Below are 18,212 nucleotides of genomic sequence, written 5' to 3' on the forward strand. Positions count from 1 at the left end.
GCTCGACCACGAGCGATGCGCTAGCCCCGGGTGCCGGTGATGTACCGAAGGTCGCCCATGCGGAGATCGTCGTCCTGAAGCGGCGGCAGGCCGTTGGCCGCGAGCATTTCCCGGACCGTGCTTCCGCGCACCGTCCAGCCGAGCCCGCTCAGGTACGGAGCCGCTTCGTTGCGCTCGCCGAAGTAGCGCAGCCGCGTCATGTCGGTGTCGAAACCCTCGCCGCGCCACTGTTCGGAGATGCGGTCGAGGCGTTCCTTCGTCTTGTCCTCGTCGCCGGGACGCGGGTTGGGCCGGTTTTCGGTGGCGACCCGGCTTCCCGGCGCGCTGAGTTCGGTGATGGTGTCCAGCAAGCGATCCTGCGCTTCGGGCGGCAGGTATCCCAGCAGGCCTTCGGCGCTCCACGCGGTCGGCTGGGCCGGGTCGAAACCGGCGGCGCGCAGGGCAGCGGGCCAGTCGTCGCGCAGGTCGACGGCGACCGCCCGCCGGTCTGCGGTGGGCTCGGCGCCAAGGCGGGCCAGGGTGCGGGCCTTGAACTCGACCACTGGTTCCTGGTCGAGTTCGTACACCACGGTTCCGTCGGGCCAGGGCAGCCGGTAGGAGCGGGAGTCCAAACCGGACGCCAGGATCACCGCCTGTGCGATGCCCGCGGCGGACGCGTCGAGGAAGAACTCGTCGTAGAACTTGCCGCGGATCTTGGCCGCGTCGATCCAGATCTGCCCGACCAACGCGCCCGACTCTGCCTCGCCGGACGCCAGTTTGGCCAGCAGGTCGACGCCGACCGCCTGCACGAGCGGTTCGGCGAAGCGGTCCGAGAACAGTGTGCTGTCCTCGCGGGTCGCGATCGCCCGCGCCGCCGCGGCCATCGTCGCGGTCGCGCCGACGCTGGACGCCAGGTCCCAGGTGTCTCCGTCGTGCCGGGAAGAAGTCATTGGCCGCAACCTACTCCGATCCCCGACACCGTGTCGCACAGTCCGCCGGGTTTCTTCCGTCGCCGCGTCGGAGCGCCCGGGCCGGCGTGCTGCGTAACGTGCCGGGCATGACGGCTGCGGCGCGGTTGCTGGAAACCTTGGCGCAGTGGGGAGTCGAGCACGTCTTCTGCTGCCCCGGCACCAGTGAGATACCAGTGCTCGACGCTCTTGCCGCCCGGCGAGGCGGACCCGAGTTCGTGCTGACCACCCACGAGGCGATCTCGGTGTCCATGGCCGATGGCTACGCGCGCGCCTCCGGCCGGATCGGCGTCGCCTACCTGCACACGAACGTCGGGGTCGCGAATGGCTTGGCGCATCTGTACGCGGCGCAGGTCGCGCGCAGCAGCGTCGCGATTCTCGCGGGGATCAAGGGAACGGCGACGCTCCCGCACCGCGCGTTGACGACTTCGCCGCGGTTGCTCGAAACGGCCGCGCCGTATGTGGGTCATGCCTGGCAGAACCTCCGCGCCGAGGACCTGCTTGAAGATGTCAGTCGGACGCTGTGGCATACCACGGTCGTTCCGGAGCAACCGGCGATTCTCACCATCCCACAAGACCATCTGGCCGCTGAACCCGGTGTCGCGCCTCCAGTCCGCCGGGGTGCGCGGCAGGGCCCGGCCGCGGAGGCGGTCTGGCACGCGAGCGCGTTGCTCGACGCGGCGCGACGACCGGTGATCGTCGCGGGATCGGACGTCGCCCGGGGCAGGGCCGAGACGGACTTGGCGCGGTTGGCGGAGCGGCTCGGCGCGCCGGTGTTCGTGGAGTCCCGCCGCGACCTCGAACGATGGTCCTTCCGCACGGATCATCCGCTGTACGCCGGATTGTTCGAGCCTCGCGCGCCGATGCTGGCGGAAGCGGACCTGCTGGTGCTGGCGGGCATGCCGACCCCGCTGGAGTTCTCGGCCGAGGTCGCGGCGCTGCCGTCCGGCGTCCCGATCCTGCATCTCTCCGAGGACGCTGCCGAGCCCGGCCGTCGGTATGTCCCAGCCGGGGCGGTGGTCGGCGATACCGCGGCGGCGTTACGCGGATTGGCCGACGGAGGCCGCGCGCCTTCCCGGAGCGAATGGCCTGCCCGGGTGCTCCAGGACAGCGAAAACCGGCGCGCTCGCTGGGCAGCCGAAGTGCCGTTGGATGGGGAATTCAGCGCCGCGGTGGCGATGCGCACCGTCGCCGACGTTATCGGCGGGGAACGTCTGCTGGTCCTCGACGCGGTCACCTCGACGCTGCCGTTGCTGCGGTTTCTGCGGCGCACGCGGGCGGATTCGCTGTTCGCCACCGCGAGCGGTTCGCTCGGCTGGGGAATGGGTGCCGCGGCAGGTGTGGCGATGGCGCGACGCGAGCGCGTGCTCGCGGTGGTCGGCGACGGCGTGGTCCAGTTCGGCGTGCCCGCGTTCTGGACCGTGGCACGCTACCGGCTGCCGGTGACATATCTCGTGGTGAACAACGGAAAGTACCAAGCCGTGGTCGCCGGGATGCGGAACAGCAGCGGTGAGCGAGAGGAGTACCCGCTCACCGACATCAGCGGGGTGGAGATCGCCGCGCTGGCGACGTCGTTCGGCATCAAAGCGACGACGGTCGACGGAGCCGCCGGGTTGCGCGCCGCGCTCGCCGAGGACCCGGGGCCGGAGGCCGGACCCCGGTTGATCGAGGTCCGCGTGAACGACCAGCTGTGGCAGTAGCTTCCGACACCGTGTCCAGTCGCGCGCGCCGGATTTGCGTCGCCGAGGCGATGAAGCGAGGGCTCGCGCCGACCTAGCATCGCGGCGATCTCCGCACCCGCACCAGGATTGGCAGGCGACGCACATGGCCCTGTGGGATCTCAGCGAGGCAGACGGGCATATCTACTCCGGCGGCTGGCGTACCGGAGGCGGAGGCACGCAACCGGTGGTCTCGCCGGGCGACGGCGGGAAGGTAGGTCTGGCAGGCATCGCCGACCAGCACGACGTCGAGCGGGCCGGAGCACGTGCCGCGCAAGCGCAGGCGGAGTGGAGCCGCGCGTCGTACCGCGAGCGGGCCGACGTCCTCACCCGGGCCGCGGACGCGTTGCGCGACCTCCGCACCGACGTCGAGGACGTGCTCGTGCGCGAAAGCGGCTCGCTGCCCGCGAAGGCGAAGCACGAGGTCGACAAAGCGATCGACGAGCTGATCGCCGCGGCCGGACTGGTCACGATGTCGCAGGGCGATCTTCTGCCGGTGGAAGACCCGGCGACGCTGGGGCTGGCCCGGCGGATCCCGGTCGGCGTCGTCGGGGTGATCGCGCCCTGGAACGCGCCGTTGATGCTCGCCATGCGCTCGGTCGCCCCGGCGCTCGCGCTGGGCAATGCGGTGCTGGTCAAGCCGGACGTGAAGACCGCGTTCTCCGGCGGTGCGGTGCTCGCGCACATCTTCGAACAAGCCGGTCTGCCCGACGGCGTGCTGCACGTCCTGCCCGGCGGCGCGGCGACCGGCGAGGCGGTGGTGCGTTCGCCGCACACGAACGCGATCTCGTTCACCGGATCGTCCGCCGCCGGCCGCCGGGTCGGCGAGATCGCTGGCGGTCTGCTGAAACGGGTGGTGCTCGAACTCGGCGGCAACAACGCGTTCATCGTGCTGGCGGACGCGGATCTCGACCGCGCGGTGGCCGGTGGCGCCGGTGGAACTTTCCGGCATCAAGGCCAGATCTGCATGGCGACCGGACGGCATCTGGTCCACGAAAGCGTCGCCGACGAATACGTCGCGCGGCTCAAAGCGGCGGCGGAGAAACTGCGGCTCGGCGACCCGAAAGCACCCGGGACGACGCTCGGCCCGCTGATCACCACCGCGCAGGCCGAGCGGGTGCACGGCATCGTCGAGGCCGCGGTCGCCGACGGCGCGCAGGTCGTGCACGGGGCCACGCACGACGGCGCGTTCTACCAGCCGACCGTGCTCGACGGCGTGACAGTTGACAATGCAGCTTTCCGAAGTGAGATCTTTGGCCCAGTGGCACCGGTAACCCGCTTCTCGACCGAGGAGGAATCGCTCGAACTGGCCAACGCCACCGAATACGGCCTGTCCGCGGCGATCCACAGCCGCGACGTCGCGCGCGCCCTGGGTTTCGCCTCTCGCTTGCGCGCCGGGATGGTCGCGCTCAACGGCCAGACCATCTACGACGCCGCGCACATCCCGATGGGCGGCCTCGGCGCGTCCGGCAACGGCGGACGGCACGGCGGGCATTGGAATCTGGACGAGTTCACCTACTGGCAATGGGTGACGGTTCCGACGATCCAGTCCTGAGCGGTTCCGACACCGCGTCGGACTTTCCTACACGGTGTCGGACGCCCTCGGCGGAGATTCCCGCAGCGGACCGATTCTTCGGCACCGCGATTTCCGTAGCTTCGAATCGTCGCCCGGTGCGGGCCCGTCACAGACAAAGGAGTCGGAGTACATGGACATTTCCGGTGCCACCGGGGCGCTCACCGGCGAGCAGTACACAAAGAGCCTGAACGACGGCCGCGAGGTCTGGCTCGACGGCAAGCGCATCGAGAACGTCGCGGAGCACCCGGCGCTCAAGCCGACCGTCGACGAGTTCGCCCGGCTGCTGGACCTGCGGTTCGCCACTCCGGAGGGGCGGGCGGCGACCCTATTCAAGTCCGAGGAGACCGGCAACGAGGTCAGCTACGCGTTTTCGCTGCCGAAGACGCGGGAGGAATTGCGCGCCAAATTCGCCGCGTCGGAATGGTGGATGCGGGAAAGCCTCGGTCAGCTCGGCCGTTCGCCCGACTTCATGTCGAATGTCGCCGCCGGTCTCGCCGATTACGCCGACGAACTCGACCAGAACCGCGAAGGGTTCGGCCAGAACGCCCGGGATTACCGCCGGTTCGCGATGGAGCACGACCTCGTCCTGACCCACGCGCTCGGCGATCCGCAGATCGACCGCAGCGCCAGCCCGCTCGACGACCCGGACCTCGCGCTGCGCGTGGTGGAGGAGCGCGAGGACGGCGTCATCCTGCGCGGTGCCAAGCAACTCGCCACCCTCGCACCGTTCTCCCACGAGGTGCTGGTGTACCTCAACGGCGTCACCGCAGCGCGCGGAGCGGAAGACTTCGTCATCTGGTTCGCGCTGCCGATGAACACGCCGGGCCTCAAGATCCTGCTGCGCGAACCGCTCGGCGCGGCCGACAGCGGGCACTCGCATCCGCTCGGGAACCGGTACGACGAGCAGGACGCGATGCTGTTCTTCGACGACGTCTTCCTGCCGCGCGAACGCATCTTCCTGCTCGGCGACTCCCTGCGCGCGCTCAAGGGCCTCGGCCGGATCAACGTGTGGAGCCTGCAGAGCACGCACATCCGCTTCCTCGCCCGGATGAAGTTCTTCACCTCGGTCGCGAAGAAACTCGCGCACTCCATCGGCGTGGACACCTTCCGCGGCATCCAGGAGCAACTGGGCGAACTCATCTCCTACGTCCAGACGCTCGAACTGGCGATCAAGGGCGCCGAGGCGGACGCCGTCGTGACGCCGGGCGGGCACCTCGCCCCGAGCAATACCAACGGCGTCGGCTTCTGGTCGGCTGACATCTCAGCGCGGATGGTTCAGATCTTGCGCCAGGTCGCCGCGTCCGGGCTCATCATGCAGCCGACCGAAGCGGACCTGGCCAACCCGGAACTGCGTCCGTTCCTGGACCTCTACATGCGGGGCCACGACATCGGCGCGGCCGAGAAGGCGCGGCTGTTCCGGCTCGGCTGGGAACTCGCCGGCTCGAGTTTCGGGATGCGCCAGGAACTGTACGAGTACCTGCACCGCGGCGACCCCGGCGCGGGCCGCACCCGCCTGCTGCGCTTCTACGACACGTCGGCGACGGACGCGCGCGTCGACGAACTCATCAGCAAGCCGCTCGTCTGAGACGCAAGGAGCATCCCGTGATCATCGACGTCCACGGCCACATGTCCGCGCCGGACGCCTACTACGCCTGGAAAGCCTCGCTGCTCTCGCACCGCGGCGCGCACGGCGGCAAACCCCCGGCCATCAGCGACGACGCGCTCGCCGCCGCGTATCACCACCCGCACCCGAGCTTCGGCGACATCTCGCATCTCGCGCACCTCGACGGCGCCGGGATCGACCTGCAGATGATCTCGCCCCGCCCGTTCCAGATGATGCACAGTGAACGGCCGGCGAAGCTCGTGCAGTGGTTCACCGAGGAGACCAACAACCTCATCCACCGCGCGACCGAGCTGTTCCCCGGCCGGTTCAAAGGCGTCGCCGGGCTGCCGCAAAGCCCGGATCTGACGCCGCGGGACTGGACCGCCGAGCTGCGCCGCACAGTGACCGAACTCGGCTTCGTCGGCGCGATGCTCAATACCGACCCCTACGAAGGCACGGAAACCCCGCTCGCGCTCGGCGACCGGTACTGGTACCCGGTGTACGAGGTGCTGTGCGAACTCGACGTCCCGGTGCTGCTGCACGCGGCCGGGTGCAAGCCGCCCGCGCGCGAGCCGTACAGCCTGCACTTCATCCAGGAAGAAACGGTCGCCGTGTGGAGCCTCGTGAACTCCACCGTGCTGAAGGATTTCCCCGATCTGAAGGTGATCGTCTCGCACGGCGGCGGCGCGATTCCGTACCAGGTGGGCCGGTTCCTGCCGTCGGTGGTGCGCACCGGAGTGTCCTATCTGGACAAACTGCGCCGGCTGCATTTCGACTCGTGCCTCTACACCCAGGACAGCCTGGAACTGCTGATGAAGGTCGTCGGCACCGACCGGGTGCTGTTCGGCTCGGAAAAACCGGGCACCGGCTCGCAGATCGACCCCGAGACCGGGCGCTGGTTCGACGACATCCACCTGCTCATCGACGACATCGCCTGGCTCGGCGAAAAGGAGCGCGCCGACGTCCTCGAGAACAACGCCCGCGCGCTCTTCCAGCTCTGAGGGGGAGATCATGACCGAGATCGTCGCCGGGATCGGCACCTCGCACGGACCGCAGCTGAAGGCGCCACCGCCGCAGGCCTGGGATACCAGAGGCACCGCGGACCGCGCCAGCAAAGGGCTGAAGTTCCGCGGCGAGACCTACAGTTACGAGGAACTGCGCGAGCTGCGGGAGGACTTCTCCCACGAGATCACTCCCGAGGTGATGGCGCGTCGCTGGGAAAGCTGCCAGCGGTCGATGGACCGGCTCGCGGACTTCATCCGCACCCAGGACGTCGACGTCCTCGTCATCGTTTCCAGCGACCACAAGGAAACCTACGGCGACGAATGGCTCGCCCCGTTCTCGGTGTTCTGGGGCGACGAGGTCGCGCACGTGCCGTTCACCCAGGCCCAGCTCGACGCGATGGCCCCCGGCCTGGCCGAGGCGGCGACCGGCGACGTCCCGGACCGCACGATCATGCGGCCCACGCACCGCGCGCTCGGCAAGCACATCATCCAGTCCACCCAGGCCGAGAATTTCGACACCGGCGCCACCGAGGTGATCCCGGCCGGGCGGTATGAGAACCACACCATCCCGCACGGCTTCGGGTTCATCTACCAGCGGTTCCTCGGGCAGGAGTCGACGCTGCCGATGGTGCCGATCTTCATCAACACCTTCTGGGAGCCGAATCCGCCGGGCGCCAAACGCTGCTACGACTTCGGGCGCGCGGTCGGCCGGGCGATCCGGTCGTTCCCCGGCGACCTGCGGGTCGGCGTCGTCGCTTCGGGCGGGCTCAGCCACTTCGTGATCGACGAGAAGCAGGACCAGGAGTTTCTCGAGGCGCTGCGGAACCACGATGCCGACTACCTTTCGTCCGTCCCGGCTGCCGAGATGCGGTCCGGCGCGTCGGAGCTGCGCAACTGGATCGCGGTCGCCGGGATCGCCGACGAGGCCGGTCTCGCCGTGACGAGCGTGGACTACGAGCCGTGCTACCGGACGGAAGCCGGTACTGGCAACGCGATGGGTTTCCTTACCTGGGAACGGAAGTGAGCATGTCTCCCGAAGAGATCATCTCCGCGCTGCGCGGGCTCGACAGCTGCGCGGTCTCCGACGCACTGGACACGCTCGGCCTGCCCGGCGCGGTCACCGCATTGAAGCCGATGTGGCCCGTCGGCACCGTTCTGGCTGGCCGCGTGCGCACGGTCACCGCTGCGCCCAAAGCGACTGCGGGACCGGCGAGGCACATCGCCACTCCGCTGGTCGCGATCACCGAGCCGGACGACGTCGTGGTGATCGACAACCACGGCCGCACGGACGTGTCCTGCTGGGGCGGTCTGCTCGCCGAGGCCGCGGTCCGGCGCGGCGTGGCTGGCGTCATCGTGGACGGTGCCTGCCGCGACGTCCAGGAGAGCGAAGCGCTGAAGCTCCCGGTTTTCGCGCGCACGGCCGTTCCGGTCAGTGCGCGGGGCCGCATCGTGCAGGCCGCGATGGATGAGCGGATCCAGATCGCTGGTATCTCAGTTGCCCCGCAAGACTTTGTGCTCGCGGACGTGAACGGCGTCGTCTTCGTCGCCGCGGGAGACGCCGAGCGCGTTGTCGAACTCGCGCAGCGGATCGCTGATCGGGAAGCCCGCATGGCGGAGGCGGTCCGGTCCGGCCGTGACGTGCAGGAAGTCATGCACGATTCCCAATTCCCCTCAGTCACTGTGGAGCAGCGCTGATGTCTCTCCTCGACCGCTTCTCCGCGCTCGGCACCGCGACGGTGTCCGACGCCCTCGACAAGCTCAAGCGCCCGGGCAGCCTACTCGGGCTCGCCCCGCTCGCGGACGGACAGTGCATGGTCGGCCGCGCGTTCACCGTGCGCTACGTCAGCGCGCAGGTCCCGGCCGGCACTGTCGGCGACTTCATCGACCAGGTCGAACCGGGGCAGGTGATCGTGCTCGACAACGACGGGCGGGTCGACTGCACGGTGTGGGGCGACATCCTGACCGCAGTAGCGCACCAGCGTGGTATCTCAGGCACGGTCATTGAAGGCGTCTGCCGCGACACGCACCGTGCGCTCTCCATCGGCTACCCGATCTACAGCCGCGGTCGCTTCATGCGCACCGGCAAGGACCGGGTCGAGGTGGCCGAGGAACGCGGGCCGGTGACCATCGGCGGCGTGACGGTGCGCCACGGCGACATCCTGCTCGGCGACTCGGACGGAGTCGTGGCGATCCCGCGGGATTGCGAGGACGACGTGCTGGAGGTCGCCGAGATGATCCAGGCGCGGGAGGAAGCGATCCTCACCGCTGCGCTCGGCGGCGCGACGATCGCCGAAGCACGCGCGAAGTACGGCTACCACGACCTGCAGCGGGCGGACGCATGACCACGTTGGCGGAAGACACCAAGGAACTGCTGACGCTCGGCACGGCCACGCTGTACGAGGCTTCCGGCCTCGACTGCTTCCTGGACCCCGCGTTCCGGCCAGCCTGGGACGGTGCGCAGATGGTCGGCCGCGCGGTGCCGGTGTCGGCGCAGCTCGGCGACAACCTCGCACTGCACCACGGCATTGAAGCAGCTGGACCGGGTGACGTGCTCGTCGTCGACGCTGGTGGCGCGCCGTTCGGGTACTGGGGCGAGGTGATGGCGGTCGCGGCGCAGGCACGTGGCATCAACGGCCTGGTGATCGACGGCGGCGTCCGCGACACCCAGCAGCTCGCGTCGCTCGGGTTCCCGGCGTTCAGCACGGCGATCTCGATCCGCGGCACGATCAAGAACTGGCCGGGAACCGTCGGCCGCCCGATCACGTTGCGCGGCCGGGTGGTGCGCCGAGGCGACGTCGTCGTGGCCGACCGGGACGGGATCGTCGTGTTCCCGGCGGACGAGTACGACCGGGTTCTCGCCGCGTCCCGGGTCCGCGCCGAGAAGGAAGCGTCCTATCTGGACCGTCTCCGCGCCGGAGAGACCACTTTGGACGTCTACGACTTCCGCCAGCTCGGCGTTCCGGGCGAGACGAGGTGAATCCCATGACCTCCGACCAGCAACGGATCGACAGTTTCCGCCAGGCCGCCGGACGGTTCGCTTCCGGGGTCACGGTGGTGACGACCGCGCTCGACGGGCACCTTTACGGGATCACCGCGACCTCGTTCGTTTCCCTTTCGCTGAACCCGCTTTTGGTGACGGTCTCGATCAATTCGCACAGCCCGATCCTTGACGAGATCCGCGCGAGCGGGGTGTTCGCGATCAACGTGCTCGGCCGTCATCAGCAGGACGTCTCCGCGTGTTTCGCGCGACGTGGACGCGGCCGGAGCAAGGAACGGTTCGACGAGGTCGAGACGCACACCGAGGCCACCGGCGCACCAGTCGTCACCGGCGCGCTGAGCTGGTTCGACTGCACGGTGCACACGATGCTCGGCGGCGGTGACCACATCATTCTCGTCGGCGAAGTCGTTTCCGCGGGCGGTGGAACTGGGCAGCCGTTGCTGTATTGGTCCGGCGAATACCGTGAACTCAATACGGCGGAAGAGGCCGAGGCGGACATCGGCCGGATCGCGGATTCGCTGTCCATTCAACTGCATTTGCACGGGATGCGAACCGAACAGCTGCTGGAAGCGCAGCACGCGGTCGAACCCGCTGCCGCCGCGCTCGCCGCGCGTGCCGCGGCCGACGACCAGGTCGCGCAATTGCGAGCGCTGGTCGAGGAATCGGAGAAACACGTCCACGACGCCAGCCGCTACAACCCGCTGTCGCTGGAATTCCATGCCCGGCTCGGTTTGCTCAGCGGGAACCCGGCGATCGCGGCGTCGGTCGGTGCGTTGAACCGTCCCCGGGAAAGCGTGTATGCCGTGCACACCAACGCTGAACGGGCTTCCCGCGCTGTCGACGCGCACCGCCGCATCCTTCAGGCCATTGAGGACCGTGACGAGGATGCGGCCCGCCGGTTGATGACCGAACACCTTGGCGTGGTGGCACAAGGAATGCCGTGCTGAACGGAGAAACCATGGACGCAGACGTCCTCATCGTCGGCGCGGGTCCGGTCGGGCTTGTCGCCGCTTTAGACCTCAGCAGCCGCGGCGTGTCGGTGATTGTCGTCGAGGAACGGGAGTTCCTGGAACCGCCGAACGTCAAATGCAACCACGTCGCCTCGCGCACCATGGAGAGTTTCCGGCGGCTCGGGATCGCGGCCGAGGTGCGCGCCGCCGGGTTGCCGCGCGACTACCCGCAGGACGTCGCGTTCCGGACCTCGCTGACCGGACGGGAACTGTCGCGCATCCCGATCCCGGCGAGCGGGGAGCGGTACACCTCCCGCGTCGGCCCCGACACGAGCTGGGCGACACCGGAACCGCCGCACCGGATCAACCAGACGTTCCTGGAGCCGATCCTCGCCCGGAACGCCGCTGCCGCCCCCGGCGTGACCCTGCTCAACCGCACCCGGTTCCACTCGGTGAGCCAGGACGAATCGTCCGTCTCGGCAGTCGTGTCCGACAGTTCGGGCGAACGCACCCTGCGCGCTCGGTACTTCATCGGCGCGGACGGCGGCCGTTCAGCGGTGCGCAAGCAGATCGGCGCGAAGCTCAGCGGTGATCCGGTGCTGCAGCACGTGCAGTCCACGTGCATTCGCGCGCCGAAGCTGTATTCGCTGATGTCCGCCGACGAACCGCGGGCGTGGGGCTACTACACGTTCAACTCACGCCGCGTCGGGCACGTGTACGCGATCGACGGCACGGAAACGTTCCTCGTGCACACCTACCTTGCCTCGGAAGACGAGGCGGTCGACCGAGACGAAGCGATCCGCGCGATCCTCGGGGTGGACGAGTCTTTCGAGTACGACGTCGTGTCCAAAGAGGACTGGGTCGCCCGCCGGCTGCTCGCCGATCGGTTCCGCGACCGGCGGGTGTTCCTCGCCGGCGACGCTTCGCACCTGTGGGTCCCGTTCGCCGGATTCGGGATGAACGCGGGCATCGCGGACGTGCTCAACCTGACCTGGCTGCTCGGCGCGCGTCTCGCCGGCTGGGCGGAGGAAGGGATCCTGGCCGCCTACGAGGCCGAGCGACGGCCGATCACCGAACAGGTGTCGCACTTCGCGATGAACCACCAGCGGAAGCTCGCCCGCCCGGGGCTCCCCGCCGAACTCGAAGACGACACCCCCGTCGGTGCGGTCGCGCGCTCGTCGTTCGGTGCCGCGGTACGGGAGTTGAACGAGCCGCAGTTCGCCGCCGCAGGGCTGAATTACGGTTACGCGTACCACGATTCGCCGATCATCGCCTACGACGGCGAGGAAGCGCCCGGTTACACGATGGGCAGCTACACACCGTCCACTGTGCCCGGTTGCCGTGCCCCGCACTTCACGCTGGCGGACGGATCCTCGCTGTACGACCATTTCTCGCCCGGCTATACGGTGATTGCTGGGCGAGGGGTTGATATCTCAGTGCTGACCGGTGAAGCGGCACGGCGAGGTATCCCAATCGCGGCCGTTGAAGTGGACACGCTCCCGGACGAATATGTCTGTCCCCTCACGATGGTGCGTCAGGATCAAACTGTGGTGTGGCGAGGTGCTCCGCCTGATCGGGCGGCTGCGGCCGAGTTGTGGGAAAAGCTTCGCGGCGCTTGACCCCCGGCCCACAGTGAAGGCCTCCTCGAGGAAATCCCTCCAGGAGGCCTTCACTGGTTTCACCGGCGGATGATTTTGCTGGCCGCCATGGCTTTCAGGCCTTCCACGCCGAACTCCAGCCCGTAGCCGGACGACTTCGTGCCGCCGAAGGGGATCGCCGGATCGACGCCGCCGTGCTGGTTGATCCAGACGGTGCCCGCCTCCAGTCGCTGCGCCACCGCGTCGACCTCGTTCGCGTCCGCACCCCACACCGAAGCGCCCAGCCCCTGGTTGGTGCCGTTGGCGCGGCGCACCGCGTCGTCCACTTCGGAGTACCGGATCACCGGCAGCACTGGTCCGAACTGCTCCTCGTCGACGACCGCGGCACCGTCCTCGACGTCCGCGATGATCGTCGGCCGGTAGAACAGCGGCCCCAGTTCCGTCGCCGGGGTGCCACCGGTGACGACCCGGGCGCCGCGTGCCCGGGCCTCCTCGACCAGTCGGGAGACGATCTCGAACTGCGCGGGATTCTGCACCGGCCCGAGCCGGTTCGCTTTGTCCTGCCCCGGTCCCATCGGTGCCTTCTCCGCGCGTTCGGCCAGCGCGGACACGACGTCGTCGTAGATCGATTCGTGCACGTAAAGCCGTTTGAGCGCGGCGCACACCTGGCCAGTGTTCATGAAGGCCGCCCAGAACAGCTTGTCCGCGACGGCGTCGACGTCCGTGCCGGGCAGCACGATCGCCGCGTCGTTCCCGCCCAGTTCCAGGGTGAGCCGGGCGAGGTTGCCCGCTGAGCTTTCGACGATCCGGCGGCCGGTTGCGGTCGAACCGGTGAACACGATCTTGGCGATCCGCGGATGCGCGGCCAGCGCGGCGCCGACCTCGCGATCGCCGGAGACCGCGGTCAGCACGTTCGCGGGGAGGTGGCGGCGGAAGATCTCCGCCAGCGCGAGCACGCTCAACGGCGTGTTCTCGGAAGGCTTGAGCACCACCGTGTTTCCCATGCGCAGCGCCGGCGCGACGTGCCACACCGCGATCATCACCGGGAAGTTCCACGGACCAATCGACGCTACGACGCCGAGCGGAACGTAATGCTGTTCCGCGCCGTCCGGCAGCGACTGCGGTTCGAGCACCGTGTCCGCCGCGGACCGGAGCCAGTGCGCGGCACCGTGCGCCTCGCCGGCACCACCGGCTTTGCCTTGCTCCGCAGTGATGATCTCGCCGAGTTCCTCGGCGTGCGCGTCGATGTCGTCCGCGATGACGTGCAGGATGCGCGACCGTTCAGCGTGTCCCAGCGCCGCCCAGGACGGTTGTGCCTCGGCCGCGGCGGCGATCGCGGCGTTGAGCTGGTCGACCGTGTGCACCGGTGCGTGGCCGACGACTTCCCGGGTCGCGGCGTCCAGGATCGGCCGTCCGCGGTCGTCGGCGACCGAGACGGTGGTCAGCAGTGCGTTCATGCGGGACCCTTCCGTAAAAGTTCACATTGAATATAGTCAATTGGACGCGGGGCGGCTAGCGAAGACCGGCCAGCGTCGCGATCCGCAGTCCCGCGTGGAGTTCGCGGCGCACCTTCCCGTCGGCGAGATCGACGTCGGCGACCGCGCGTACGCGATCCAGCCGGTAGTAGAGGGTGCTGCGGTGGACGTGCAGGGTCTGCGCGGTGCGCTGGGCGTCGCAGCCGCAGTCGAGGTAGGTCTCCAGGGTCTGCGCGAGGTCTGGCCCGGACTGCGCGTCGAGCAGCCGTCGTACGGCATCCGGGAGGTCTGAGATATCAAGGTCCTCGAGAGGGAGCTGCAGCAGCAGCCGGTCCAATCCCAACTCCGACCAGTGCGCCACGCAGCCGGCGTCGCCGCCGCGCAAGGCGATCCGGGCTTCCCGCAGGGACCGGTGTACACCGGACAGCGGCGCGTGCGCACCGCCGACCCCGGCGTGCAGGCCGGAGAAGGCGGGCTGCGCAAGGAGAGCTGACAGTCGTGCGGTGTCGATTTCGTAGGGCACCAGCAAGACAGCTTCGCTGCCGAGCACCGCGCCGACGGCTTTCAAGGTGGGGAAGACCGGGATGCTCGACAGCGCCCGGTCCAGTACGAGGCGGAGGGTTGCCGAACTGGGCTCGGCGCGCGGCGGGGTCGCGATCGAGATGACCGTGTAGTGCGGGACAGGGGAGAGCAGACCGCTGGCGAGCAGTTCGTCGGCGGCTCGGACGCGCTGGTCGTCGGTGCCTTCGAGGAGCGCGGCGAGCAGGCGTCGCGCGCGGTCCTCGTCTTCCCGGTTGCCGAGTGCCATCGCGGCCAGCAGCAATCCGATCTGCGCCCGGCGTTCGCGCAGCTCGTCGTCGTCCTCGTAAGCGGACTCGTCGTCCTCGGGGATCGTGGAGGAGAGGTAGCCGACGAGCCGTCCCTCGTGCCGGACCGGCGCGACGAGCCGGGACTGGCCGCCGTCGAGCGGCGGGATCCGGACCGGGTCCTGCGCCTGGCCCACCCGGTAGTCCCGGATGGACTCCCGGGCGCGCGAAGATCCTTTGTGGGACAAGATGATCGCCAGCCGGGCGTGGTCGACGTCCTGGTCGTGCACGCTGAACGCGATCACCGTGAAGTCGACGTCGAACACGATGATCGGCCGCCCGAGCCGGTCGGCGTAGGCCTGCACCTGTCCTTCGAGAGTCATGCTCGCCTCTTCCGTTGCCAGCTGCCCGAGATTTGATCTATATTCATTATAGACATTTGACGAGAGGGATCCGCATGGCACAGATGACAGGCGGTGACGCGCTCGCCAGCGCGCTCATCAGCGAGGGCGTCGACACGGTCTTCGGCATTCCCGGGGTCCAGCTGGACGGGCTCACCGACGGCATGTACCGCAAGCGCGACGAGCTGGAACTGGTCGTTCCGCGGCACGAGCAGGCGACCAGCTACATGGCGGACGGCTACTACCGCACTTCCGGCCGTCCCGGGGTGGCGATGGTCGTGCCGGGCCCTGGAGTGCTGAACGCCGGCGCTGGGATGGCAACGGCGTACGCCTGTTCGTCGCAGGTGATGCTGCTGGCGGGGACGATTCCGTCGCCGCTCGTGGGGTCCGGGCTCGGGGCGCTGCACGAGATTCCCCGGCAGACGGACACGGTTCAGGGGCTGACCAAGTGGTCGGCGCGGCCCAAGCGGGTCGAGGAGATCCCGGATCTGGTGCACGAGGGGTTCCGGCAGATGCGGACTGGACGGCCTCGTCCGGTCGCGCTGGAGCTGGGGCCGGATCTGCTGCACGCGGTCGCGGATCTCAACCCGGGGGAGCCGTTCGGGGTGCGGGAGCCGGAGGCACCGGAGCGGGACGTTGTCGAACTCGTGCGGCTGCTGGCGGCGTCCGAGCGGCCGGTGATCCATGTCGGCGGGGGGATGCGGGATCCGCGGGCGTTCAAGTTGCTGGCCCGGCTTGCTGAGCTGCTGGACGCGCCGGTGGTGATGAGCGAGAACGGGCGGGGGGCGATTGATGCTCGGGATCCGCATGCGTTGCCTGCCTTTGCTTTGTGGGAGCTGCGGGCTACGGCGGATCTTGTGGTTTCGTTCGGTAGCCGGTTTCTGACGCCGTTTGGGCAGCAGTTGAATATTGGGGATGCTCGGCTGGCGTTGGTGAATATCGATGCGGCTGATCTTCGCGCGCCGCGCCGGCCGGATCTTGCGGTCAATGCTGATGCTGTTGCGGTGTTGGAGGCGTTGGTTGGGCGGCTGTCGCCTCGGGCTGGTTGGGGGGCTGAGCTGGTTCGGTTGCGGGAGAACTGTGCTGCGCGGATTCGGGCGCAGGCTGGGCCGCAGATGGAGTTCGTGGACGCTATTCGGGCTGTGTTGCCGGAGGACGGGGTTTTTGTCAATGAGCTGACGCAGATCGGGTATGTGTCTACGTACGGGTTTCCGGTGCAGGCGCCTCGGTCTTATGTGTGGCCTGGGTATCAGGGGACTCTCGGGTATGCGATGCCTACTGCGCTGGGGGCCGCGGTGGGGGCTGGGGGGCGGCCGGTGGTCGCGGTCACCGGGGATGGCGGGATCGGGTGGTCTTTGCAGGAGTTCGCTACTGCTAAGAAGTATGGGATTCCGTTGGTTACTGTGTTGTTTGAGGATTCTCGGTTTGGGAATGTTTGGCGGATTCAGCGGGATACTTACGGTGGGCGGTTTATTGGGTCTGAGTTGACTAATCCTGATTTTGAGCTGCTGACTCGGGCGTTTGGGCTGGATTTTGCGCTGGCTGAGGATGCTGGGGCGGTGGAGAAGCAGGTCGGGGCGGCTATTGCGGCGGGGCGGCCTGCGGTGGTTAAGGTGCCGGTGGGGGTGTTTCCTTCTCCTTGGCCGTTGATTCACGAGAAGCATTGAGGGATGGTTCGGGCCTCGTCGCCGGGCGGCGACATTGGCCTCTTGGTTGCGTGGGGCACCCCGAAGGTTGATTGTGCTGACGGTCTGGGGGTGCTTGTCAAGGCGGGAAAGATGCCTTGACAAGCACCCCCAGACCGCAGGGAGGCTTCGTATCGGGGTGCGGGGGAGGGGCTGGGTGCCTCGATGGGTGGGTGCACCGGTGCGGTTTTTAGGGTCGTAGGTGGCTTAGGGCTAGTGCTGTTAGTGCTGTTGCTTGGTCGCCGAGCACGTTGTCGTCGAAGATTGCGCGCGGGGAGTGGTTCATTTCTGCGGTGTCTGGGTCGATTCCTTCTGGTGTGGTGCCTAGGAAGATGAAGGCGCCTGGGACCTCGTTGAGTACCGCGGAGAAGCTTTCCGATGCCATGATCGGGTGTTCCAGTGGTACGGCTCGTTCTGTGCCGAACAGGTCGGCTAGCACGGTTAGCGCGTGTGTTGCTGCTTTCGGGTCGTTCGCGGTTACTGGGTAGACCGACCGGAACTCCGTCTCTGCTTGGCAGCCGAAGGCTGATGCGATTCCGGTTGCTAGTGAAGGTAGTTCGCGGGCCAGGATTTCTACGCTCTCTGCGGACAGTGCGCGGATCGTCGCGGCTAGTGTTGCCTCGTCTGGGATTGCGTTGATGATGTCGCTTGCCTGCATTTTGGTCACTGACAGCACAACTGGGTCGAAGACCGGGAACCGGCGGGTGACGTAGGTGTGCAGGGCCGAGATGATCTGGGCTGCGGCTGGGACTGGGTCCACCGCTTGGTGCGGTCGTGAGCCGTGGCCGCTGCGGCCTCGTACTCGTACCGTCAGGCTGCTAGCTCCGGCCATGATCGAGCCGGGGCGGGTGGTGAATACGCCGGAGCGGCCTGGCAGGACGTGGATGCCGTATGCAGCTTCGACGCCTGCGAGGATTCCCTCGTCGATCAGGCGTTGTGCGCCGCCGCCGGCTTCTTCGCCTGGTTCGAACATGAAGACAACCGAGCCGGCGATCTCGTCTCGGTGGGCGTTCAGGAGTTTTGCTGCGCCAACTAGTGCGGCTGTGTGCAGGTCGTGGCCGCAGGCGTGCATCAACCCGGGCGTCTGAGATGCGAACGGCAGGTCGGTTTCCTCCGTGACGCGCAGGGCGTCCATGTCTGCCCGCAAGAGGACCGAGGGGCCTGGGCGGGAGCCGCGCAGCACTGCGACGATTGAGGTGAAGTCGGGTGGGCCTGGGGTTACTTCGAGGTCCAGTCCGGACAGTGCGGACACGACGGTTCGCTGGGTGTGCGGGAGGGCGAACCCGGCTTCGGGGTGGGCGTGGAGGGTGCGGCGGAGTGCGACCAGTTCTGAGTGAAGGGCAGCGGGGGCGGAAACCGGCATGGGGGCTCCTTAGGCAACGGTGCGTGCCGCGCTGGTGACGCATGCGTCTAATGTCTACAATCAATATAGACGATGCCGGGTGTTCGGG

General features: G+C 68.1%; 15 protein-coding genes. 11 read left to right on the forward strand and 4 right to left on the reverse strand.

The window, feature by feature from the left end:
- Positions 1–20: 20 nt before the first annotated feature.
- Positions 21–929 carry an SAM-dependent methyltransferase gene (locus EIZ45_RS12000; protein ID WP_134664829.1) on the reverse strand — a complete coding sequence of 303 codons (909 nt, stop codon included), beginning with the start codon at positions 927–929 and terminating at the stop codon, positions 21–23.
- A 107-nt stretch (positions 930–1,036) separates the two neighbouring features.
- Here EIZ45_RS12000 and EIZ45_RS12005 point away from each other — a divergent pair, with 107 nt between their 5' ends.
- From EIZ45_RS12005 to EIZ45_RS12050, 10 genes are all read left to right on the forward strand, one after another.
- The gene (locus tag EIZ45_RS12005; protein WP_134664827.1) at positions 1,037–2,647 is read left to right on the forward strand and encodes a thiamine pyrophosphate-binding protein; all 1,611 of its coding nucleotides are present in this window, start codon (positions 1,037–1,039) and stop codon (positions 2,645–2,647) included.
- Positions 2,648–2,771: 124 nt separating this feature from the next.
- Complete coding sequence (locus EIZ45_RS12010) at positions 2,772–4,220, forward strand: aldehyde dehydrogenase family protein (RefSeq protein WP_134664825.1); 1,449 nt, start codon at positions 2,772–2,774, stop codon at positions 4,218–4,220.
- A 151-nt stretch (positions 4,221–4,371) separates the two neighbouring features.
- Positions 4,372–5,826 (forward strand): 4-hydroxyphenylacetate 3-hydroxylase family protein, encoded by a 1,455-nt coding sequence (locus tag EIZ45_RS12015; RefSeq protein WP_134664823.1) that lies wholly within the window; start codon positions 4,372–4,374, stop codon positions 5,824–5,826.
- Positions 5,827–5,843: 17 nt separating this feature from the next.
- Complete coding sequence (locus EIZ45_RS12020) at positions 5,844–6,845, forward strand: amidohydrolase family protein (protein ID WP_134664821.1); 1,002 nt, start codon at positions 5,844–5,846, stop codon at positions 6,843–6,845.
- 10 nt (positions 6,846–6,855) lie between these two features.
- Positions 6,856–7,872, forward strand: a complete 1,017-nt coding sequence (locus EIZ45_RS12025) for a hypothetical protein (RefSeq protein ID WP_134664819.1) — start codon at positions 6,856–6,858, stop codon at positions 7,870–7,872.
- Positions 7,873–7,874: 2 nt separating this feature from the next.
- A complete protein-coding gene (locus EIZ45_RS12030; RefSeq protein ID WP_134664817.1) occupies positions 7,875–8,543 on the forward strand; it encodes an RraA family protein in 669 nt (222 codons plus the stop codon).
- Positions 8,543–9,190, forward strand: a complete 648-nt coding sequence (locus tag EIZ45_RS12035; protein ID WP_037817901.1) for an RraA family protein — start codon at positions 8,543–8,545, stop codon at positions 9,188–9,190. Before EIZ45_RS12030 ends, EIZ45_RS12035 begins: the two co-directional genes overlap by 1 nt.
- A complete protein-coding gene (locus EIZ45_RS12040; RefSeq protein ID WP_134664815.1) occupies positions 9,187–9,825 on the forward strand; it encodes a 4-carboxy-4-hydroxy-2-oxoadipate aldolase/oxaloacetate decarboxylase in 639 nt (212 codons plus the stop codon). Before EIZ45_RS12035 ends, EIZ45_RS12040 begins: the two co-directional genes overlap by 4 nt.
- Positions 9,826–9,830: 5 nt before the next feature.
- Positions 9,831–10,793 (forward strand): flavin reductase, encoded by a 963-nt coding sequence (locus tag EIZ45_RS12045; protein ID WP_134664813.1) that lies wholly within the window; start codon positions 9,831–9,833, stop codon positions 10,791–10,793.
- Positions 10,794–10,804: 11 nt separating this feature from the next.
- Positions 10,805–12,415 carry an FAD-dependent monooxygenase gene (locus EIZ45_RS12050; protein WP_240690719.1) on the forward strand — a complete coding sequence of 537 codons (1,611 nt, stop codon included), beginning with the start codon at positions 10,805–10,807 and terminating at the stop codon, positions 12,413–12,415.
- A 59-nt stretch (positions 12,416–12,474) separates the two neighbouring features.
- Here EIZ45_RS12050 and EIZ45_RS12055 read toward each other — a convergent pair whose 3' ends face one another.
- Both EIZ45_RS12055 and EIZ45_RS12060 read right to left on the reverse strand, forming a co-directional pair.
- Positions 12,475–13,851: an aldehyde dehydrogenase family protein gene (locus EIZ45_RS12055; RefSeq protein WP_134736049.1), complete on the reverse strand. Its 1,377-nt coding sequence runs from the start codon at positions 13,849–13,851 to the stop codon at positions 12,475–12,477.
- Positions 13,852–13,906: 55 nt separating this feature from the next.
- On the reverse strand, positions 13,907–15,058 hold the full coding sequence (locus EIZ45_RS12060; protein WP_205670031.1) for a CdaR family transcriptional regulator: 1,152 nt from the start codon (positions 15,056–15,058) through the stop codon (positions 13,907–13,909).
- 74 nt (positions 15,059–15,132) lie between these two features.
- On the opposite strand from EIZ45_RS12060, the gene EIZ45_RS12065 reads away from it, so the two are divergent.
- A complete protein-coding gene (locus EIZ45_RS12065) occupies positions 15,133–16,743 on the forward strand; it encodes a thiamine pyrophosphate-binding protein (protein WP_134664807.1) in 1,611 nt (536 codons plus the stop codon).
- A 208-nt stretch (positions 16,744–16,951) separates the two neighbouring features.
- Here the strand turns inward: EIZ45_RS12065 and EIZ45_RS12070 are convergent, their stop codons facing one another.
- Positions 16,952–18,124: a M20 family metallopeptidase gene (locus EIZ45_RS12070; protein WP_134664805.1), complete on the reverse strand. Its 1,173-nt coding sequence runs from the start codon at positions 18,122–18,124 to the stop codon at positions 16,952–16,954.
- Positions 18,125–18,212 lie beyond the last annotated feature (88 nt).

It is taken from the genome of Amycolatopsis sp. CFH S0740, from assembly GCF_004522315.1.
Classification (GTDB): domain Bacteria; phylum Actinomycetota; class Actinomycetes; order Mycobacteriales; family Pseudonocardiaceae; genus Amycolatopsis; species Amycolatopsis nivea.